Annotated in this window: 21 protein-coding genes; 14 read left to right on the top strand and 7 right to left on the bottom strand. The window is 69.4% G+C overall.

Features of this window, described 5'->3' with window-relative positions; all coding sequences use genetic code 11:
• Window positions 1–80 precede the first annotated feature (80 nt).
• Window positions 81–1349 carry a sensor histidine kinase gene (locus ACIA6A_RS23140; protein WP_396099880.1) on the top strand — a complete coding sequence of 423 codons (1269 nt, stop codon included), beginning with the start codon at window positions 81–83 and terminating at the stop codon, window positions 1347–1349.
• Window positions 1350–1366: 17 nt separating this feature from the next.
• Window positions 1367–2011, top strand: coding sequence for a response regulator (locus tag ACIA6A_RS23145; RefSeq protein ID WP_396099881.1), 645 nt, complete (start codon window positions 1367–1369; stop codon window positions 2009–2011).
• Here the strand turns inward: ACIA6A_RS23145 and ACIA6A_RS23150 are convergent.
• Window positions 1944–2816, bottom strand: a complete 873-nt coding sequence (locus ACIA6A_RS23150; RefSeq protein WP_396099882.1) for a TIGR03619 family F420-dependent LLM class oxidoreductase — start codon at window positions 2814–2816, stop codon at window positions 1944–1946. The two genes, ACIA6A_RS23145 and ACIA6A_RS23150, sit on opposite strands and share 68 nt — an antisense overlap.
• Window positions 2817–3089: 273 nt before the next feature.
• On the opposite strand from ACIA6A_RS23150, the gene ACIA6A_RS23155 reads away from it, so the two are divergent.
• Together ACIA6A_RS23155 and ACIA6A_RS23160 are read left to right on the top strand one after the other, a co-directional pair.
• Window positions 3090–3272, top strand: a complete 183-nt coding sequence (locus ACIA6A_RS23155; protein ID WP_396099884.1) for a hypothetical protein — start codon at window positions 3090–3092, stop codon at window positions 3270–3272.
• Window positions 3273–3358: 86 nt separating this feature from the next.
• Window positions 3359–5539, top strand: coding sequence for an MMPL family transporter (locus ACIA6A_RS23160; protein WP_396099885.1), 2181 nt, complete (start codon window positions 3359–3361; stop codon window positions 5537–5539).
• Between the two features lie 58 nt (window positions 5540–5597).
• Here ACIA6A_RS23160 and ACIA6A_RS23165 read toward each other — a convergent pair whose 3' ends face one another.
• Entirely contained in the window at window positions 5598–5771 is a 174-nt protein-coding gene (locus tag ACIA6A_RS23165) for a CsbD family protein (RefSeq protein WP_396099886.1), read from the bottom strand.
• A 74-nt stretch (window positions 5772–5845) separates the two neighbouring features.
• Window positions 5846–8119, bottom strand: coding sequence for a putative bifunctional diguanylate cyclase/phosphodiesterase (locus tag ACIA6A_RS23170; protein ID WP_396099887.1), 2274 nt, complete (start codon window positions 8117–8119; stop codon window positions 5846–5848).
• A gap of 126 nt (window positions 8120–8245) precedes the next feature.
• Here ACIA6A_RS23170 and ACIA6A_RS23175 point away from each other — a divergent pair, with 126 nt between their 5' ends.
• Genes ACIA6A_RS23175 through crcB form a run of 8 tightly spaced genes read left to right on the top strand, consistent with a single transcriptional unit; the run spans window position 8246 to window position 15069 of the window.
• Entirely contained in the window at window positions 8246–9286 is a 1041-nt protein-coding gene (locus ACIA6A_RS23175; protein WP_396099888.1) for a glycosyltransferase family 2 protein, read from the top strand.
• Window positions 9283–9759: a GNAT family N-acetyltransferase gene (locus tag ACIA6A_RS23180; RefSeq protein WP_396099889.1), complete on the top strand. Its 477-nt coding sequence runs from the start codon at window positions 9283–9285 to the stop codon at window positions 9757–9759. Before ACIA6A_RS23175 ends, ACIA6A_RS23180 begins: the two co-directional genes overlap by 4 nt.
• Entirely contained in the window at window positions 9756–10796 is a 1041-nt protein-coding gene (pseI, locus tag ACIA6A_RS23185) for a pseudaminic acid synthase (protein ID WP_396099890.1), read from the top strand. Before ACIA6A_RS23180 ends, pseI begins: the two co-directional genes overlap by 4 nt.
• Before the next feature lie 16 nt (window positions 10797–10812).
• Complete coding sequence (locus tag ACIA6A_RS23190) at window positions 10813–12393, top strand: hypothetical protein (RefSeq protein WP_396099891.1); 1581 nt, start codon at window positions 10813–10815, stop codon at window positions 12391–12393.
• Window positions 12390–13340, top strand: coding sequence for a hypothetical protein (locus ACIA6A_RS23195; RefSeq protein ID WP_396099892.1), 951 nt, complete (start codon window positions 12390–12392; stop codon window positions 13338–13340). Before ACIA6A_RS23190 ends, ACIA6A_RS23195 begins: the two co-directional genes overlap by 4 nt.
• Window positions 13337–14347 carry a hypothetical protein gene (locus tag ACIA6A_RS23200; protein WP_396099893.1) on the top strand — a complete coding sequence of 337 codons (1011 nt, stop codon included), beginning with the start codon at window positions 13337–13339 and terminating at the stop codon, window positions 14345–14347. The genes ACIA6A_RS23195 and ACIA6A_RS23200 overlap by 4 nt, the downstream gene beginning before the upstream one ends.
• Window positions 14348–14356: 9 nt before the next feature.
• Entirely contained in the window at window positions 14357–14719 is a 363-nt protein-coding gene (locus ACIA6A_RS23205) for a fluoride efflux transporter FluC (protein WP_396099894.1), read from the top strand.
• Window positions 14716–15069 (top strand): fluoride efflux transporter CrcB, encoded by a 354-nt coding sequence (gene crcB / locus ACIA6A_RS23210; RefSeq protein WP_396099896.1) that lies wholly within the window; start codon window positions 14716–14718, stop codon window positions 15067–15069. The genes ACIA6A_RS23205 and crcB overlap by 4 nt, the downstream gene beginning before the upstream one ends.
• Here crcB and ACIA6A_RS23215 read toward each other — a convergent pair.
• Together ACIA6A_RS23215 and ACIA6A_RS23220 are read right to left on the bottom strand one after the other, a co-directional pair.
• The gene (locus ACIA6A_RS23215; protein ID WP_396099897.1) at window positions 15059–16342 is read right to left on the bottom strand and encodes an ATP-binding protein; all 1284 of its coding nucleotides are present in this window, start codon (window positions 16340–16342) and stop codon (window positions 15059–15061) included. The two genes, crcB and ACIA6A_RS23215, sit on opposite strands and share 11 nt — an antisense overlap.
• Window positions 16343–16404: 62 nt before the next feature.
• Window positions 16405–16653 carry a helix-turn-helix domain-containing protein gene (locus ACIA6A_RS23220; RefSeq protein ID WP_396099898.1) on the bottom strand — a complete coding sequence of 83 codons (249 nt, stop codon included), beginning with the start codon at window positions 16651–16653 and terminating at the stop codon, window positions 16405–16407.
• Between the two features lie 167 nt (window positions 16654–16820).
• Here ACIA6A_RS23220 and ACIA6A_RS23225 point away from each other — a divergent pair, with 167 nt between their 5' ends.
• Window positions 16821–18290, top strand: a complete 1470-nt coding sequence (locus tag ACIA6A_RS23225) for a hypothetical protein (RefSeq protein WP_396099899.1) — start codon at window positions 16821–16823, stop codon at window positions 18288–18290.
• On the opposite strand, the gene ACIA6A_RS23230 is transcribed toward ACIA6A_RS23225, so the two are convergent.
• Window positions 18287–19099 (bottom strand): SDR family oxidoreductase, encoded by an 813-nt coding sequence (locus tag ACIA6A_RS23230; protein WP_396099900.1) that lies wholly within the window; start codon window positions 19097–19099, stop codon window positions 18287–18289. The two genes, ACIA6A_RS23225 and ACIA6A_RS23230, sit on opposite strands and share 4 nt — an antisense overlap.
• Before the next feature lie 57 nt (window positions 19100–19156).
• Between ACIA6A_RS23230 and ACIA6A_RS23235 the strand changes: the two genes are divergently transcribed.
• A complete protein-coding gene (locus ACIA6A_RS23235) occupies window positions 19157–19546 on the top strand; it encodes a winged helix-turn-helix transcriptional regulator (protein ID WP_396099901.1) in 390 nt (129 codons plus the stop codon).
• Window positions 19547–19678: 132 nt separating this feature from the next.
• Here ACIA6A_RS23235 and ACIA6A_RS23240 read toward each other — a convergent pair whose 3' ends face one another.
• On the bottom strand, window positions 19679–20440 hold the full coding sequence (locus ACIA6A_RS23240; RefSeq protein ID WP_396099902.1) for a DUF3800 domain-containing protein: 762 nt from the start codon (window positions 20438–20440) through the stop codon (window positions 19679–19681).
• Between the last annotated feature and the right edge of the window lie 34 nt (window positions 20441–20474).

A 20474-nucleotide genomic window follows, 5' to 3' on the forward strand; every position in this document is an offset into this window, starting at 1 on the left:
CGGGGGTGGGGTTAACCCTACTTCCGTTCGGCCGGTCAGCCGGATCGGCGGCGCGGCGTCCGGTGCCTAGGGTCATCAGCATGACTTCGCCAGCGGTGAGAGTGGTCCGGCAGCTCGGTATCGACACCCAGTACGCGCTGCTCGGCCTCCCGCTGAGCATCATCACGTTCGTGCTCTGCCTGACCGGTTTCACGGTCGGTGTCAGCACCGTCTTCATCTGGCTGGGCCTGCCGATCCTGGTCGGCACGTTCTGGGCGGCCCGGGGTCTGGCGACGCTCGAACGGGCCAGGATCGCCCCGGTGCTCGGCCGGCAGCTGCCGCACCCGTACTACAAGCGGCCGCGGCCGGAATCGGGCTGGGTGCGCCGCCTGCTGGTCCCGGTCACCGACGGGCAGTCGTGGCTGGACCTGCTGCACGGCGTCTTCCGGCTGATCCCCAACCTGATCGGGTTCATCGTCGCGGTCACCTGGTGGGCCATCACTCTCGGCGGCCTGACCTATGCCCTGTGGGGCTGGAGCGTCCCGATGGACCCGGACAGCCAGGATCTGCCCGTGCTGCTCGGCATGGGCGGCTCCCGGGCCGTCTTCTACACCGCGCTCGGCTTCTTCTTCCTCGGCACGCTGTACCCGGTGGTCCGCGGCGTCGCGCTGATGGAGGCGCAGTTCGCCCGGCTGCTGCTCAGCAACGTCAACACGCTGCGCGAACAGGTCGCCCAGGCCAACGCCGCCCGGGACACCGCTCAGGCGCAGAAGGCCGCGGCCGTCTCCGCCGAGGCGATCGCGCTGCGCCGGCTGGAACGCGACATCCACGACGGCCCGCAGCAGCGCCTGGTCCGCCTCGCCATGGACCTCGGCCGGGCCGAGCAGCAGTTCGAGAGCAACCCGGAAGCGGCCCGCGCCACGGTCGCCGAGGCGCTGACCCAGACCCGGGAGACCCTCGACGAGCTGCGGGCCCTGTCCCGCGGCATCGCCCCGCCGATCCTGGTCGACCGTGGGCTCAAGGCAGCCCTGACCGCGCTGGCCGGCCGCTGCACCATCCCGGTCGACCTGGACGCCCCGGCGATGGAACGCCTCGAACCGACGGTGGAGAGCACCGCGTACTTCGTGGTCGCGGAGGCCCTGACCAACGTGGCCAAGCACAGCCACGCCGCCGAGGTGCAGGTGACGGTCCGCCGGGCGGGCAACGGCCTGATGCTCACCGTCACCGACGACGGTGTCGGCGGTGCCAGTCCGGCCAAGGGCCACGGTCTGGCCGGCCTGGCCGACCGGGTCGAAGCGGCCGGCGGCGTCCTGAGCGTGGAGAGCCCGGCCGGGGGTGGCACGACGCTGACCGCGGCCCTGCCGTTGTAACCGCTACGCTCGGCGCCATGCGCGTCGTCATCGCCGACGACTCGGTCCTCCTGCGGGAGGGCCTGGTCCGGCTCGTCGAAGAGAATGGCTGCACCGTCGTCGAAGCCGTCGGTGACGGACCGTCGCTGGTCACCGCCGTCGAGCGGCACCGCCCGGACGTCTCCATCGTGGACGTCCGGATGCCGCCGACGCACACCGACGAGGGCCTGCGGGCGGCCGTCGAGGCCCGCACGCTGGTGCCGGGCAGCCCGATCCTGGTGCTCTCGCAGTACGTCGAGGTCGAATACGCCGACGACCTGCTGGCCGACCGCCGCGGCGCGGTCGGCTACCTCCTCAAGGACCGGGTCGCCGAGGTCGCCGAGTTCATGACCGGCCTGCGCCAGGTCGCCGGCGGCGCCACCGTCCTCGACCCGGAGGTGGTCGCCCAGCTCCTGGTCCGCCGCCGCCGCGACGACCCGCTGCGCGCGCTGACCCCCCGCGAACGCGAGGTCCTGGGCCTGATGGCCGAGGGCCGCTCCAACAACGCCATCGCCCGGAAGATCGTCGTCACGGACGGCGCGGTCGAGAAGCACGTCCGCAACATCTTCACCAAGCTCAACCTGCACCAGGACGAGGAACAGCACCGCCGCGTCCTGGCGGTCCTGGCCTATCTGCAGGGTTGAGGAACCGTTCGGCGAACGCGGTCATCTGGTCGCGCTGCTCGGCCAGGTCGGTCGAGGCGGCGGCCACGACGATCCGGGTCACGCCCTGCGCGGCGTAGGCGGCGACCCGTTCGGGGGTAACGTCGATGGAGCCGAACCGGGTGTACTCCAGCTCGCGCCCGGCCGCGGTGCTCCGGGTCAGGTCCCAGTGGGTCACGCCGCCCGGGAAGTAGCCGTCGCCGCGCAGCCCGGCCCGGCGTGCGGCCGCCGGGGTCGAGCCGCCGACGTGGATCGGCAGGGGTCCGCCGAGCGGCTGGGGGAAGCTGCACAGGTTGTCGAAGTCGAAGAACTCCCCGTGGAAGCTCACCCCTTCCGGGCCGCCGGACCACAACAGTCGCAGCACGTCGATCGCCTCGTCGGCCCGCCGCCCCCGGCTCGCGTAGTCGACCCCGACCGCCCGGGCCTCCCCGGGCAGCGCCCCGAGACCGACGGTGAGCAGTCGCATCCGGCCCCGGGAGAGCACGTCGACGGTCGCCAGCCGCTTCGCGAGCACCACGGGATGGTGATAAGGCAGTAGCAGCACGCCGGTGCCGAGCAGAATTCTGGTCGTGGCGGCGGCCACGAAAGCCAGGCAATCGAGCGGATCCGCGTACGGCAGGGTGGCCGGCATCTCCCACCCGCCGATCGTGGCCCCGGGGTGCAGCACCACGTGCTCGGGCACGTAGAAAGCCTCGAACCCGCAGGCCTCGGCATGCTGCGCGTATCCCGTGATCAGGTCGGGGTCGACGCCGAAGAACGGCGAGCTGTAGTTGATCGCGAACTTCACCGGCTGGACGGTAGGGGTTGCCGCCGGTGTCAAGGCAAGCGCCGCCCACGGCGCAGTAATGATCACTAAGGGTCACATGGGTGGTGACTTAATGTGTATTTGTTGGCGGATCGGTGGGGGTTGGGTCGGACGTCCGGACGGTGCGGACCATTGCCTTGACGTGCGACATTATCGCGCGGGCCGACACGGGGCGGCTCACGATCGCGGACCGGCAATCATTGCGGAAAGTGATCACGCGAGGTGGATGGCAACGGAAAGTGAACGGGGAGGCTGATGGAGAAGGCTCTGTTGGCCTATCGGGACGGGCGTGTCGACGGGTGCGCCGGGCGGCGTGACGCCGCCCGGGCGGCGGATCCGGAGACCGGTGCGGACTACCGGATCGGGTTCCTCGACGGCCGGATCGAGGTCTTCCGGATGATGGCCGAGGTTCGCACGATGCTGGACGGGACCGACTGACCCGGCCGGTGGTGGTGGTAGCCCTACCCTGAACCGGGACGCTGGCCGGGTCGTTGCGGCGCCCGCGAATTCCTAGCGTCATGGGCATGCAGAACAGGGACAAGGTAACGGGGTTCGCGGCACGGGCCGCGGTGTGGAGCGCCCGGCATCGCACGCTGGCGATTCTCGGGTGGGTCGCGTTCGTGGCCGGCGTGACCGTGCTCAGTGGACAGCTCGGCACGGTGGAAGCGGTCGACAGCGAGACCGGGCACGGCGAGTCGGCCCGGGCCGACCGGATCGTCGCGGCGGCCGGGTTCCCGGAGCGGCCCGCCGGTGAGATGGTGCTGATCCAGGGCGGCAAGCGTACGGCGGCGGTCGCCGACGTCACCCGCACGCTGCGGGACCGCGCCGAGGTCGCGGACGTGGGCGAGCCGGTCGTCTCACCGGACAAGAACTCGACGCTGGTCTCCTTCACGATGACCGGGGATCCGGAGACCGCCAAGGACCGGGTGCAGCCGCTGCTCGACGCGGTGGCTCAGGTGCAGGACCGGCACCCGGAGCTCTATGTCGCCGAGGCCGGGGACGCCAGCGGGGACAAGCTCATCGGTGACTCGCTGGACGAGGGGCTGAGCCGGCTGGGCCTGCTGTCGCTCCCGATCACGCTCGGGATCCTGCTGGTGGCGTTCGGCGCGGTGGTCGCCGCGCTGCTGCCGGTGGCACTGGCGGTCACCGCCGTCGCGGGGGCGGCCGGGCTGCTGGCGGTGGCGAGCCGGTGGGTGCCGACCGTCGACACCACGATGCACGTGATGTTGCTGGTCGGGCTCGCGGTCGGCGTCGACTACTGCCTGTTCTACATCCGGCGGGAGCGTGACGAGCGGCGCAAGGGCGCGGATCCGCACCGGGCGCTGGTGATCGCCGCGCAGACCTCCGGCCGGTCGATCTGGGTCTCCGGGCTCACCGTCATCGTCGCGATGGCCGGCATGTTCCTGACCCGCGACGCGGTGTTCAGCAGCTTCGCGGTCGCCACGATCCTGGTCGTCGCCACCGCCGTGCTCGGCTCGCTGACCGTGCTCCCCGCGCTGCTCTCGGCGCTGGGCGACCGGGTCGACGCGATCAAGATCCCCGGGTTGTACCGGCGGCGCAGTGACGGCCGGGTGTGGCGGGCGGTGCTGCGGGTCGTGCTGGCCAAGCCGCTGGTCTCCGCGGTGCTCGCGGTCGGTGCGCTGGCCCTGCTCGCCGCCCCCGCGCTGGACCTGAAGACCAAGGGCGAGGGGCTGGCGGACTTCTCGCCGAGGATGCCGATCGTGCAGGCCTTCACCCGGATCGACGCCGCGTTCCCCGGTCAGAACGCCCCGGCCGAGGTCGTCGTCGAGGCCGGCTCGGTCAAGGGCAAGCGGTTCGACCGGGCGCTGGCGGAATTCAAGTCGGCGGCGGTCGCGTCCGACAAGCTGGGCGACGAGGTCGACGCCCGGATCAACCCCGCCGGGACGGTCGCGGTCGTCTCGGTCGCGCTCGCGGGCAACGGCAATGACGGTACGTCGAAAGCGGCGCTGACCGAGCTGCGGACCACCGTGGCACCGGGGGCGTTCGGGGCGCTGCCGGGCGTGACCGTCGCGGTCACCGGGGACACCGCGGGCAGCGTGGACTTCAACGAACGCCTCGACTCGTCGCTGCCCTGGGTGTTCGGCTTCGTGCTCGGGCTGGCGTTCCTGCTGCTGCTGGTGTCGTTCCGGTCGGTCATGGTCGCGGTTACCGGGGTGCTGCTCAACCTGCTGTCGGTCGCCGCCGCGTACGGGATGCTGGTCTTCGTCTTCCAGTACGGCCACTTCGAGAGCCAGCTGGACTTCCGTGCGGCCGGCGGGATCACCGCGTGGATGCCGCTGTTCCTGTTCATCATCCTGTTCGGGTTGTCGATGGACTACCACGTGTTCGTGCTCAGCCGGATCCGCGAGGGTTACGACGGTGGCCTGAGCACCCGGGACGCGATCAGCAAGGGGATCGGCAGCACCGCGGGTGTGATCACGAGTGCGGCGCTGGTCATGGTGGCGGTGTTCGCGCTGTTCGCCACGCTGCCGCTGATCTCGACGAAGGAGCTGGGCGTGGGGCTGGCGGCGGCGGTGCTGCTGGACGCCACGATCATCCGCGCGGTGCTGCTGCCCGCGGTGATGGTGCTGCTCGGCGAGCGCAACTGGTGGCTGCCCCGCTGGCTGAACTGGTTGCCCACGGTCGCCCACGAGCCCACACCGGTCGAGGGGACCGACCGGAGCCCGGAGCTGGCCCGGGTCTAGAGACGCCGAAAGGGGCGGACCGTGGAAACGGTTCGCCCCTTTTCGCGTACGGCGGCAGTCAGCTCTTGAAAGCGTCCTTGATCTTCTCGCCGGCCTGCTTGAGGTGGGACTTCGACTGGTCGGCGCGGCCCTCGGCCTCGAGCTGCTCGTCGTCGGTCGCCCGGCCGAAGCCCTCCTTGACCTTGCCGCCGAGCTCCTCGGACTTGTTCTCGATCTTGTCGTCGGCACCCATGGGAACCTCCAGGTCTAGGGGGAGCGTTGCTTACGAAACAACGGATACCCGTCTTCGGTCCCGGCAATCCTCAATCAGGCGGTGGGAATCGCGACCGGGGTGAGCGACACCCCGGCGGCCAGCAGTTCGCCGAGCCGGGCCGGCGGCATCGGGCGGGCGAACAGGTAACCCTGCGCCGCGAGATAGCCCAGCGACAGCAACAGTTCCGCCTGCTCGGCGGTCTCCACGCCCTCGGCCACCGCGTGCAGGCCCAGCACCTGGGCGAGGTGGATGACCGCGGCCGACATCGGCACCCGGTCGTCGATCGGGGACTGGGTGAACGAACGGTCCAGCTTGATCTCGTCGATCGGGCAGTCGTGCAGCAGCGACAGCGTGGAATGTCCGGTACCGAAATCGTCGAGCGAGATGCGTACCCCCATCGCCCGCAGTTCCTGCAGGTTGGTGACCGACTGCCCGGGCTCGACGGCCATCGTCTCGGTGATCTCCAGGACGATCCGGTCGGCGGCCAGGCCGTGGTGCGTGAGCAGCTCGGCGACCGCGTCGGCGAAACCGGGCTCGCGCAGGTCCCGGGCGGAGACGTTGACGTTGAGGGTCTGCGGGGCGGCCTCGCCGTGCTCGGCGATCCAGGCGGCGAGCTGGGCGAACGCGGTCCGCATGACCCAGCGCCCGAGCGGCACGATGAGCCCGGTGCGCTCGGCGACCGGGATGAACATGTCCGGCGCGAGAACCCCACGGACCGGGTGGTTCCAGCGGACCAGCGCCTCGGCCCCCATGATCCGGCCGTCGTCGAGCGCCACGATCGGCTGGTACAGCAGGAACAGCTGGCCGGCCGAGATGGCCTCGCGCAGCTCCGCGCCGAGGTGCGCGTGGTCGCTGCCGGTCGTCGCCATGGTCGGCTCGTAGTGCAGGTACGCGGTCCCGTGCAGCTTCTTCGCCGCGTACATCGCGATGTCGGCGTGCCGGAGCAGCTCGGAGGCCTCGTCGCCGCTGCGCCCGTCGGCGATCCCGATGCTGGCCCGGATCGGCAGCTCGTGCCCGTCGGCGTAGATCGGCTGGTGCAGCGCGTTCATCATCCGGGCGGCGGCGAGATCCGCGGTGGCCGGGTCGGCGTCGTCGAGCACCACGACGAACTCGTCACCACCGAGGCGGGCCACGGTGTCCTCGACCCGGATGCAGCCCTCGAGGCGCTTCGCGACGCCGATGAGCAGCTGGTCCCCGACCTCGTGGCCGAGCGTGTCGTTGACCTCCTTGAAGTCGTCGAGGTCGATCAGCGCCACCGCCACGGGGCGGTCGCCCGGGCTGGTCAGCGCCTTCTGCAGGCGGCTGTGGAACAGGACCCGGTTGGGCAGCTGGGTGAGCCCGTCATGGGTGGCGCTGTGGTCGAGGCGGCCCAGCAGGCGGCTGTTGTCCCGGAAGGCGACGAGCTGGCGGATCACCACGAGCGCGGTGAGCAGCACCGCCGCGCCGACCATGACCAGTTCGTCGGAGCTCTCGGTCCAGGTCGCCCGGATGAGCAGCCCGTCGACGGCGGCCACCGCCACGTACGGGAGCAGGCTGAACGGCCGTCGCCGGGGGGTGACCGCACCGCGGCGCCGGACCGTGCGCGCGACCCGCTGCCGGTCGGCGGCCCAGGCGGCGAGGAAGTAGACCACCGGTGGGCCGGCCATGTTCGGGAACAGCGTCGGGTCGACCGCCTCGAACACCGGCCGGAAAATGGGACCGACCGCGCCGACGAGCATCGCCAGGGCCAGCAACCGCAGCGCGCCGTTGTCGACGTGCAGGTGGCTGGAGAAGACGAACTTCACCACGGCGAAGACCGCCAGCAGGGCGATGAGCGTGACCAGCATGGTCAGGTAGACGGCGGCGGTGTCGCTGTTCTCCAGCGCCGCGCGGGTGGAGAAGTGCCAGATGAACACGGCGGCGGCGAGCGCGACCGTGACGGCGTCGAGGGCGATCCGGACCAGCTCGCCGGGGGACCCGCGTTCCAGCGGGAGCCGGAACAGCGCGTACATGATGATCAGGACGCCGCCACCGGCCAGCACCAGCATGGTCGCGCCGGTGTGGTCACCGCGCGGGTCGCCGGCGCTGAGGACGGCGTACGTGTCGGCGGTCAGGCCGGCCACCACGAACGCGGCCGCGGCGCTCAGATGCCGCCAGAACCGTCTGGTCGCCACGGGCAGCCCGGGGGCGCGGGCGGTGCGCAGCAGCACCGCCACCGCGATGATCCCGCCGGCGAAGGTCGGCAGCCACAGCAGCCAGCGCGGCCCGACCGGGTGCACGAGGTTGACGCCGACCCAGATCAGGGCGAGCAGAGCGGTCCCCGCTGAGGCTCGCAGTAGCCGGTCCACGCTCTCCCCTCCTGGACGTAGGTCAGATACCTCTCCCATCGGTCGCCCGGCACCGTGCGTGAGTATTTGCGGACCGGCCAACCGGGGTTTCGGCTTTCGTCATCCGCGGGGTCGACCGTGAACATCATGAATTCCTTCCTGTTGTCGGTCGTCGTGCCGGTGTTCAAGGTCGAGGGGTACCTCTATCAGTGCCTCGAGTCGATCCGGGCCGGTCTGACCGCGGCGGAAGCGGCACAGGTCGAGGTCATCGCGGTCGACGACGCCTCGCCCGACGGCTGCGGGGAGATGCTCGACGGGTACGCGGAGCGCCACGGCGACCTGCGCGTGGTGCACCTGAGTCACAACGTGGGCCTGGGGCTGGCCCGCAACGCCGGCCTGGCCGAGGCCCGCGGCGAGTACGTCTGGTTCGTCGACAGCGACGACTGGCTGCCCAAGGGCTCGGTGCGCGCGGTGCTCGAGAAGCTGGCGGAGCGCCCGGACGTGCTGCTCATCGACCATCTGCGGGTGCACGAGAACGGCCGGCTGGAGCCCGACGCGAGCAGCGGCGCGCTGAAGGACCCGCGGTTGCCCAGCCTGCTGGAGCTGCAGCACACCGCCTGGAACCGGATCGTCCGGCGCGGTCTGCTGGACGAGCTCGACCTGCGTTTCCTGCCCGGTTGGTACGAAGATGTCCCGTTCAGCAACCCGGTGCTGATCGCCGCCCGGCGGGTGTCGGTGCTGGACCGGGTCTGTTATCACTACCGCGTCGGCCGGCTCGGCTCGATCACCGCGACCCGCAGCGACCGGCACTTCGAGGTCTTCGAGCAGTACGACCGGATGCTCGCCTGGGTCGACGAGCGCCACCCCGAGCCGTGGCTGCGGCACCGGTTGTTCACCTTGATGGTGAACCACCTGCTCGTGTTGCTCGGCAACGACGGCCGGGTGCACCCGCGCCGCCGCCGGCTGTTCTTCCAGCGCCTGACCGCGCACTACCGCCGGCACGTGCCCGCGGACTACCCGGGCCACCCCGGCATCAAGCACAAGCTGGTCCGGCTGCGCAGCTATCCGCTGTACGCGGGCCTGCGCCAGGCGTACCGGATCACGAAGCGCGACCCCGAGCCGTCACCTGCGGTTCTTCCCGCTCTCGCTTCCGCGCCACAGCGGGCTCAGGCAGCGCCCATACGTTGACGCCCGTGCTTCGCCCCGCCACCCCCTCCGACCGCGACACCGTGCTGTCCTGGCGCAACCACCCGGACGTACGCGCGGTCAGCCTGACCACCCACGTGATCTCCGCGGAGGAACACGCCACGTGGTGGGAGAACGCCACGAACGACCCGCGCCGCCACATCCTGATCTTCGACGACTGTGGCGTGGTCATCTTCGACCTGCGGGAGGATCCGCCCAGCTGGAGCTTCTACCTCGACGTCGAGGGCCTGGGCGGCGGATTGCTGAAGGCCTGGCTGCGGCTGGAACAGGCGGCGGTCGACCACGCGTTCGGCCCGCTCGGGCTCACCCGCCTCGGCGGTGAACAGCTGGCCGCCAACAAGCAGGTGATCGCCCTGCACCGCCGGTTCGGCTTCCGGGAGACCCGGCGCTACGAACGGCTGATCGACGGGGTGCCACAGACCGTGGTGTGGACCGAGAGAGGGACTGAGCAGTGATCATCAACGACGTGGAGATCGGCGCCGGCAAGCGGCCGTACATCGTGGCCGAGATGTCCGGCAACCACAACGGCTCGCTGGACCGGGCGCTGGCCCTGGTCGACGCGGCCGCCGAGGCCGGCGCCCACGCCATCAAGATCCAGACGTACACGGCCGACACGATGACCGTGGACGTCAAGCACGAGCGCTTCCAGCTCTCCAAGGGCCACGAGCTGTGGGGCGGGGAGTATCTCTATCAGCTCTACGAGCGTGCGCACACGCCGTGGGAGTGGCACCGAGCGATCTTCGACCGGGCGCGCGACAAGGGCCTCACGCCGTTCTCCAGCCCGTTCGACCGCACCGCGATCGACCTGCTGGAGAGCCTCGACGCCCCGCTGTACAAGATCGCGTCGTCGGAGATCACCGACCTGCCGCTGATCCGCGGCTGCGCGGGCACCGGCAAGCCCGTGATCATCTCGACCGGCATGGCGAGTGTGCAGGAGATCGCCGCCGCCGTGGACGCCGCCCGTGACGCCGGGGCCAAGGACATCGTCGTGCTGAGCTGCACCGCGTCGTACCCGGCGCCGCCGGAGCACACCAACCTGCGCCGCATCCCGGTGCTGGCCGAGACGTTCCGGGTGCCGATCGGCCTGAGCGACCACACGCTCGGCATCGGCGTCCCGATCGCGGCCGTCGCGTTCGGCGCCTGCCTGATCGAGAAGCACGTGACGCTCGACCGGGCCGACGGGGGCGTGGACTCCGCGTTCTCCCTCGAACCGCAGGAGCTCGCCGCGCTGGTCGTCGAGTCCGAGCGGGCCTGGCAGGCGCTGGGCACCACCGCCATCGGCCCGAACGAGGCCGAGAAGGAGGGCCTGCGGTTCCGCCGCTCCCTCTACGTGGTCCAGGACGTCAAGGCCGGCGACCCGGTCACCGCGGAGAACGTCCGTTCCATCCGCCCCACCGGGGGTCTCGCCCCGGACGCCATCGGCCTCGTGCAGGGGCGAACCTTCCACCAGGACGCGGCCAAAGGCACGCCGCTGTCCTGGGACCTGATCTGAGAGGCACGAAGAAACCGTGTGGCTGAAGGCGAACAGCAAGGAACTCCAGTGGTTCCTGGAGTCGGCGAGCGTGTACTGGGAGAAGAACCTCCCGAAGCCCGCTGACGACGCGGTCATCGTGGTGGAGATGTTCCACCAGGACATCCGGGTGAACCTGCGCAACCTGGCGTTCGCGAACGCGCTGCGGCGACTGCACCCGGCGCGGATGGTGGTGCTGACCGGGGTCGAGGACGCCTGGATGGCGACGCTGTGGAGCGGCTTCAACGTCGAGACCGTCCGCAAGGTCAGCGACGCGTTCGCCGGCTCCGAGGTCATCGACGTCTGGGACAAGGTCCGCGCGTCGAGCACGCCGGCCCGTGACGACAAGACGATCGTCGAATACACCGACGCGACCTACTGCCGGCTGGCCAAGCTGCCGCGGCTGCCGCAGGGATACCAGTCCCGGCCCGACTACAAACTGCGCCACACGTACGCGACCCGGCTGCACGACTTCTACACGGAGCTGTTCCAGCGCGACGTCGTGGCGCTCGTGACCAGCCACGTCGACTACGACCAGTGGGGCCTCGCGTCCGAGGCGGCCCGCCAGGCTCAGGTCCCGATCATCCACACCCAGCAGACCGGCTGCATGAAGGCCTACGCGCTGTTCCCGGAGAAGGACACCCGCACCGGTACGTTCCGTGAGGAGCTGACCCGGCAGATCGGCGACGTGTTCGAGACCAAGGTCTGGACCAAGCGGGAGTCCCTGCGGCAGACCGCCGAGCTGGTGGCCTGGCGCGCCAAGGTCAACCTGGGCCGGCCGAGCTGGTGGCGGGGTGGCGTGACCGCGTCCGTCGACCTGAACAACCCGGCCGAGCGCGCCCGGTTGCGTACCCACGTGGTGGATCGGCTCGGTTTTGATCCGGACAAGCCGATCATCACGGTCTACAACCACGCGGTGTCCGACGCGCTCGGCACCAACCGGGAACTGTTCCCGAGCCTCGCCGACTGGTTCGCCGACACCGCCGCCTACGCCGCCGAGCATCCCGAGGCGCAGTGGCTGTTCCTCGACCACCCGAGCCAGGCGCTGTACGACTCCACCAGCTTCTTCGACTCCGTCGCCGAGAAGTACAAGAAGGTCAAGCACATGGCGTTCACACCGAGCGCCACGCTCAGCAAGAACGCGCTGTGGAGCCTCACCGACCTCGGCGTCACGGTGCGGGGCAGCGTCAGCAACGAGCTGCCCGCGTACGGGATCCCGGTCATCCAGGCCGGCTGGTCCGAGTGGAGCTCGTGCGGGCTGTCGATCGTCGTCGACGACCAGGACGCGTACTGGAAGACGCTCGAGCAGAGCATCACCGCCATCCGCGCGGGCGAAGAGCTCGTCACCGAGGAGCAGGTGCGCCGCGCGCGGCTGTGGCTGTGGCTGTACCGCAGCGGCACCGACGTCGTCACCCCGCTGGTCCCGCAGTGGGAGGTGTGGCCGGCCGACACGCTGCTCAAGACGATGCGCGCGACGTTCCGGCACATCGAGGCGGACGCCGACCCGATGTACACCGCGGTCGAGCGGATGTGGACCCGGCGCGAGCCGATGCTCACCCGGACGGACTTCGACGCATGATCGGCTCCTGGTTCGCCACCGACTACGACGAACCCCCGAAGTTCGTCGCCGGCCTGCCGCTGGACCTCACCAGCGGACAGCACCTGAACATCGTCGACCAGGTCGTCCGCGGCCGGGCCATCATCGGCCGGGTGACCAGCGACTACGGTGCGGTCGGCGTCAAGATGCACCACCCCGGCACGGCGACCCGGGTCTCGGTGCTGGTGCACCTGGACGAGACCGGCACCCGCTGGTGGTCCGACCGGGTGCGCCCGTCGCGGCACGCGCCCGAGCTGCCCCGGCTGGTGCTGGTGCGCGCGCAGGGCGAACTGCGGGGCGCGGCCGTGCTGGCCCGCCGCCAGGGCCTGAAGAGCGCCGGCGGCGTGAAGGTCACCGTCGAGTTCGACCTGGCGGCCGACGAGCTCGACGAGGACGGCCTGCTCATGGTCGAGCTCGCCGAACCCCCGCGACCCGGGTGGGTGACCGGCCGGATCGCCGCGCGTTCCGCGCTGGGCCTGCGGATCGACAAGATCACCGTACGGGCGCAGCCCACCGCCCCGATCACCCCGATCAGCTCCGCCACCGGGTGTGACGTCGCGGTCGTGGCACCGCAGGTCGCCGACGTGTTCCGGCTCGAGGTCTCCGCCGTGACGCCCCCGCAGCCGCTCCCGCGACCGGCGGTGCACAAGTGGGCCCGCAAGAAACCGCTCCGGGCCGGCTTCAAAGCGCTCCGGATGGCCCGGCGGGCCGGCACCCGGGTCGTCGCCGAGGTGCACAAACCGCTGCCCGCCGAGGGTTTCGGGGTGCACGCCACGGATCTGCGGACCGGCGTACCCGTGGATCTCGAGGTCGTGGAGCACGGAGCCGGCAGCATCACGCTGCGCCGCACCACCCCCGCCACCGGGCCGATCCTGATCGGCACCGACCAGCCGGGTCGCGGCTTCTCCTGCAAGGTCGCCGGAAAATGATCCACCGCCCGGCGCTCGGGCCGGACGCCGACCAGAACCACCGGGTGCTGCAGGAAGTGCTCGACACCGTGCCGGCCGGCAAGCTCGAACTGCCGCCCGGCACGCACACCCTGGCCGACGGCCTGCGCGTGCCCGCCGGCTGGACCATCCGCGGTTCGGAGGTCGCCGGCGCCAACGGCGGCCCGCCCGGCACGTGGCTCGTCTCAGCCGGCACCACCGGCCACCCGGTGCTGCACATCGTGGGCTCCGACGTCGCGGTCAGCGACCTCGGCCTGCGCCCACCCCCGGCCGACCCGGGCGAGCACGGCGGCGATCGCGGCACCGCCATCACGGTCGGCGACTACCTCTACGCCTCGGCCCCGGACTGGATCACGAACGTCGACCTGCGCCGCGTCCACGTCGCCCGGATCGGCCTCGACCGGCACGCCAACTGCATCGCGCTGATGGGCGCGGTCAGCGACGTCACGCTGCACGACATCACCGTCCGCGGCGGTTACACCGGCGTGGCCGTGCACTGGGGCGCGGTCGGCGCGGACGTCGCCTCGATCGCCGGCCCGACGTACCACCCGCACCGCCTCACCGTCACCGACCTGCGGGTCAACGACGCGATCGAGGGTTTCTACCTCAGCTCGGTGCACGACGTCCGGGTCGAGGGCGCCTGCCTGCGCGACGTCGAGATGGGCTTCCGCCTGCTGCCCGGCGACAACACCGACCGCTTCGTCTCCTCCGGAGCGGTCGGTTCGACCATCACCATCGCGGACATCTGCGTCACCTGGAACGGCCCCCGGTACGCGGTCCGCGCGGCCGGCTGGGGCCGCAGCGAGATCGACGGCGAGGTCAGCGTCCTGCACTACCGTGACACGGTCATCCGCGACTGCACGCTGCGCGGCGCCGGCACCGGCGACTCGTGGTCCCCGGTCCTCATGGAACGCGCCGACGGTGTGGAACTGAGCAACGTGGTCACCGTCACCGGGGGTTCCGTCGCATGCTGTTCCCGGGCGGCCTAATTTGAGCAGGTGAAAACGCTCGCGGTGGTCTCGGCCGGCGGGATCGTCGGGGCGGTCGCCCGATACGGCCTCGCGGTCGCCTGGCCCGGCATCTGGATGATCTGGATCATCAACATCACCGGCTGTTTCCTCATGGGCATCCTCATGGAGCTGCTGGCCCGCCACCGCCCGGACAGCCGCCTGCTCCGCCCCTTCCTCGGCACCGGCGTCCTCGGCGGCTACACCACGTTCTCCACCGCGACGGTCGACGTGCTGCGCTCGCCCCCGGCGACCGCCCTCGCCTACCTGGGAGCCACGCTGATCGGCGCCCTTTTCGCGGTCTGGGCCGGCTCCGTGCTGGGCCGCTCGGTTCTTTTCCGGGCGCGCTCATGACGCTGCTGCTGGTCGCGCTCGGTGCCGCGGTGGGGGCCCCGCTGCGATACCTCACCGGCAAGCTCCTGCCCACCCAGCGCTTCCCCTGGGCCACCCTGACCGTGAACATCGCCGGATCTTTGCTGCTGGGCTTCCTCATCGGCCTGCCGGTCAGCCCCGGCCTCGCGGCCCTGCTCGGCACCGGGTTCTGCGGAGCCCTCACGACCTACTCGACCTTCAGCCACGAGACCCTCACCCTGGCCCGCACCGGACGGCAACCCCGGGCCATCGCCTACGTGACCCTCAGCATCCTGGCCGGCCTCGGTGCCGCCTACCTGGGAATACTCCTCGGAGCCGCGCTCACGGCCTGAATTCCTCGCGCGTCTCACCCTTGTCTGCCAACCGGTATCGGGCGTTCTTGGTGCCACGTTGAGGTTCGGTGAACTGAATTCCGCCCTCGCGCCGAAGCGTGGCCAGCCAGTACTCGGCAGATTTCGCATTGATGTTCAGCAGCGTGGAGATTTCGGTCTTCGACAGGTCGCCGTGGACTGCCAGAAGGTCCAGGATCTGCCGTCGCCGATTGGGGCGGACCGGCTTGGTCTGTCCGGTGCTGTCCAAGGATCGCGCGTACTCGCTCAATGAGTATCGTGCGCCACCGCGGGTGCCGGTTTGGTCGACGAGTTCCCGGGCGACGAGGTCCTGCAGTTCCGCGGTCGCCGTCCGGCTGTCCGAGATTCCGGTAGCGGCCCGATATTTTGCATTGTCGAGGAGTTCATTCTGGCGCATGAGGGCCAGGGCGGTCCGTTGCGAGTCCTTCAAGCCGTCCCGGCCGATGGCTCCGAGCCAGCGCACCGTCTCTTCGTCAAGCAGGGTGTGGTTCGGCATGGTGACCTCGAAGGACGTCACCCGATCGTGGAACTTCGGAGGGCTCATACCGGCACGGGCCAATTCATGGCGCATGGTCCGGATGCCGGAACCCCGGTTCTCGCAGACGGTCCGGGACTCACCAGGTATGACGACATCCTCGAGGATTCTGAGCAGTGAGCCATTGCGGGCCGAGGAAACGCCCTCGTCGCCGAGCCTCGTGATGTCCACCGCGCCGAACAGCCCGCCCGGGTTGAGGATGCGTAGCCGGTCGGGGTACATCTCCACCTGCACCTGAGTGCCACGAGTGCCGGGGCTCAGATCCCGGTGGACCAGGGCGTTGACTATTGCCTCGCGCAATGCCTCAGGTGGGTATTCCCAGACGTCCTGCCGGCCGGCCCCGCTGACAAGCGCTCGTCGGCTCATGTTTCGCCGGATGACGGCCAGTGCCTCTCGGGCGATCTCCGGGATCGAGCCGTCGATCCGGACATTGTCCAAGAATCGCGTCGAGGTCGCGGAATTCTCTCCCGTGGTCGTGGGGTAGTGCACGAAGGTCAGGGAGAGCTGGGGAAAGTATTCCTGCGGGTATCGTCCGAGACTGAGCAGGCCGGCCAGCGTGGGGCGAAGCTCGCCGCTCGGGGACTTCCGTAGAACCCCGAGCATCTTGAGAACGATCTCGTCCGGCTCGTCCGCGAACAGGCGTGGATTGTTCGACCGAATACGGGAAAGCATGATCTGAACTCCCCGGGGATCCAGATCCTCGATCCCGGCGTCCGGCACCGTCTCGTGATCGAATCTTGGCTGGCCGCGATCCGCGATGAGTTGCTGAACTTCCTCGCTCGTCAGACGACGGTTGTTGCCAGATCGGCTTGGACCTTGGCTGCGTCGGTGACGCCGGTGACGGCGAAGTTCGCGTTTTCGTCCACGCCGAGAAGCACGAAGCCACCCTCGGGGGTGTTGGCGAAAGCGCAAAGGCTCTCGGCGAGGGAGTCCGGAAGCTTTGATCCCGCCCGTTTCGCCTCGATCCCGGCATCCTCGGACCCGAAAGTCCGCAAGATCCAGATGAGGGTCTCCACCTGCTCGACGTACATCGGGTTCCTCCTAAGTTAGGAGAAAACTTACCGTAGTTAGGAGCAAGTGCTAGAAATTTAGGAGTAAAAGCGCGGAGGAGTGTCTGCGACCGCTCTTCACCTGCGGAAAGTCCACCTTCGCCTCTGGTAGCCTCCTCCTCGTTCAGCCATCGGGGGAGGGCTCTGTCTTGCGTGCTCGTCGATACATCGCCGGAGCGGCGGTTGCTCTGGTCGCCGTCACGTCGGCGTTCGCGGTGCAGTTCATGGCCGCCGCGGACCAGGCCTCGTTCTCGTCGGCCGATGTCGGGTTCGCGGAGGGCAGTGCCACCGCGGGGCTCGTCGGCCGGCTCGACGCGATGGACGCGTACGTAGGGGACAGGAAGCCGATCCTGCGGCTCGACCTCAACTGGCAGGGCGTGCAGCCCACCGCCGGGGCGACGCCGGACTTCTCCGCGCTGGACCCGGTCGTCGACGCCGCGTACGCCCGGGGCATCCGGGTCGATCTGATCCTGGCCTATTCGGCGCGCTGGGCCAACGGCGGCAAGGACATCAACTGGTTCCCGACCGACGACAACGCGTGGCGCTCCATCGTGGACTCCACGGTGCGGTATTTCGGGGACAAGGTCGCGGCCTACGAGGTCTGGAACGAACCCAACTTCACGAAATTCGGGCAGTACGCCGACGGTTCGGTCGCCGCCCGGCGGCTGCGTTACTGGCAGCTCACCAAGATGGCGTACGAACGGGTGCACGCCAACTGCTCCGATTGTGTCGTGCTCGCGGGCGCTTCCGGGGCGGGCGACGCGATCAGTGCGACCCGCAACGACAACGAGTCGGCGCAGTGGTTGGACTGGGCGTACGCGAATGGGTACGGGACGTATTTCGACGCGGTCGCTCATCACCCGTACCCGGCCTGGAACATGGGTCGTAGCCCGTCCCGCGCGGAATGCGCGACCCGCTGGTGGGCCATGTTCGGCCCGGCCGACGAGAAATGCGGTGAGCTGGCCGCGGTCCGTGCGGTGATGGTCAAGCGTGGTGACAGCGCCAAGAAGATCTGGGGCACCGAGTTCGGTTATCCGACCGAGGGCACCGAGATGACCATCAAGCCCAATGCCACGCAGATCCGCGACCATCTCGAAGAGGGCATCCGCACCTGGCGGGCGCTCGACTTCACCGGCCCGCTGTTCGTCTACTCGTTCCAGGACAGCCCGGGCTGTACGCCGACCACCAGTGCGGAATGCCATTTCGGCCTGACCACGACGGCCGGCACCCCGAAACAGCCGATCTACGACGACGTCAAGAAGGCCCTCACGGATTCCTGGCAGCGCACCCTCGCACCGGGCCGTTCCCTGCACCCCCAGTCGGCGCTGCGTTCGGCCGACGGCCGTTTCCAGCTGTGGCTGCAGGGCGACGGCAACCTGGTGCTCTACATGGGCAGCGCGGTCCTGTGGAAGAAGACCGGGCTGAAGGGCGTCAAGCTCACCAACAGCACCAACGGCAACCTGGTGCTGCTCGATGCCGCCGGTAGCACGGTCTGGAGCACGGGCACGTCCACCAAGGGTCAGTCGGATCTCAACCTGCAGAACGACGGCAACCTGGTGCTGTACCCGCGTTCCACCCCGACCAAGGCCTCCTGGTCGACCGGCACCTGGGGCCATTAACCGAACAGTGCCGCGTGCCGCTGGGCCCATTCGTCGAAACCACGCGCCGGCCGGCCGAGAATCGCCTGCACATCGGGGCTGATCCGCTGCTCGGCCGGCGTCGGGGAACCGATGATGTCCAGCGTCCCGTCGGCCACCGGCCCGGGCATGAAAGCGGTCATCTGCGCATACGCCTCAGCGCGGGACTGCTCGACAAAAGTGATGTCCGCGCCGATCGCGTCCCCGATCGCGGCGGCCCGTTGCCGGGGTGTGCTGAGCGCGGGCCCGGTCAATTCATAGACCTTTCCGGCATGGCCGTCGTGCAGCAGGACCGCGGCGGCCACCTCGGCGATATCGGCCGGATCGACCACCGGCAACCCCACCCCACCAAAGGGCGCCACCACCGTACGCCGTGAGCGCACCGATTCCACCCAGGCGAAAGCATTCGAGGCGAACCCGCCGGGCCGCAGCATCGTCCACTCCCCGCCGGCCTCCCGGATCACGTCCTCGAGCGCCCGCAACGGAGCATGCGAAACCGACTCCGGCCGGGTCCCGGCAGCCTGCGACGACAGCACCACAACCCGTCGCACCTTGGCGAACTCGTGCGGGTCCACACCCACCCCAGCCCCCGGCACGATCAGGACGAGCGTGTCCGCCCCGTCCGGCACCGCCCCCGGCTGCGTCAGGTCAGCCTGCCGATGCAGCACGCCGGCCGGCAGATCCGCCGGCGCGGCTCCCCGGGACACCGAGACAACTTCCTGGCCGGCGGCGGCAAGAGCGTGGACAAGCGGCCGGCCGACATTTCCGGTAGCACCCGTAACAACAATCATGGTCGGGAAGCTAACATCGAAACGATAGTAGGTACCTAGAGGAAAGTGACTATCCCTGTGAGCGAAGCAGCGACCGCCTGGCAGCGTCAGGCGTCCGGAGACCCGGCCGTGGCCTGCCCCATCGCCCCGGTCGTCGACATCGTCTTCAGCCGCTGGACCACCCCGATCCTGTGGGCCCTGCACGAATACGGTCGCCAGCGTTTCGTCGAGCTCGAGAACCGCATCACGGCCATCACCCCCAAGGTCCTCACCCAGCGCCTGCGCCAGCTCGAACGCGACGGCCTGGTGACCCGCACCTACCACCCGGAGGTCCCACCCCGGGTCGAATACGAGATCACCGACCTGGGCCGCAGCCTCGCCCCGCTCTTCGCCAACCTCGCCGAATGGGCCGCCACCAACCTCACCAAGGTCGACCAGGCCCGCGAGACCTACGACAGCCGCCCCTAGTGGGTTGACCACTTGCGGTGATAATCGCTGCTCGGCATAATTGGCGCTGCAGGTTCCCATGCACTCCTCCGAGGGTGCCCACGGGGACCAGCTATCGAAGACCCCCGGATCGCTCCGGGGGTTTCTTCGTTTCTACCTGCTGTTGAGATCCGCCCAGTGGATGCCATTGTCGCTGTCCGGCAGCCAGCGTTCAGCCAGCCGGTGATGCGCCTTGATCAGGGCGGCCCTGGGTCTTCCGTTTCTGCCGCCCTGTGGCCAGACCTCCCGCTCGCCCCAGAGGTACTCGTAGGCGGCAAAGGCGGTGAGGTCGGCCGCCTGGACCAATTGGCTGGAGCGACTGTCGTGCAGCACAGGATCCTCGATGATGCGGCGACCCGGTAAATCCAATTGGCGATGCACATTGCGGTAATGCACCGCGTTACGGTAAGCCCTGTCCCACTGGTTGCGAACCTCGGTCTCGGTGGTGTCGGTGGTATCGATCGGGAGTTCTTGGCCGTCGAGCACGATCATGACTTGAGTGTCGTTCTTGGCCGCCCACCGGTCCACGTGCTTGATGAAGTGTGCGTACGCCGTCGCGGAGCTGCTGGTACGCGCAGCAACCGTCGTCACCGTCAACTGATCACAGGTGCCGAGCCCGCGCAAAAGGATGTTGACGGCACGCGCCCTGACGTATTCCGGGCTGAACGCCCGGTCTTGTTCGTCGTTCTCGCAGTACCGTCCTCTGCCGCCTTTGGTCAGGTCCGTGGCGTGCAGCTCGACGTGTTTGCGTACCCCCCACTCCTCAGTGAGTTCGCGCCGCCCGTCGAGCCAGCTCTGTAGCAGACCGTTCCACCCGGAGTCCGCTATGAGCAGACCGGTCATGGTTACCACGTCGTTCTTGCCCGAGTCGTCCACATAGCACACATGCATTCGTAGACTTTACATGGGA

It is taken from the genome of Actinoplanes sp. NPDC051494, assembly GCF_044454705.1.
Lineage (GTDB): Bacteria > Actinomycetota > Actinomycetes > Mycobacteriales > Micromonosporaceae > Actinoplanes.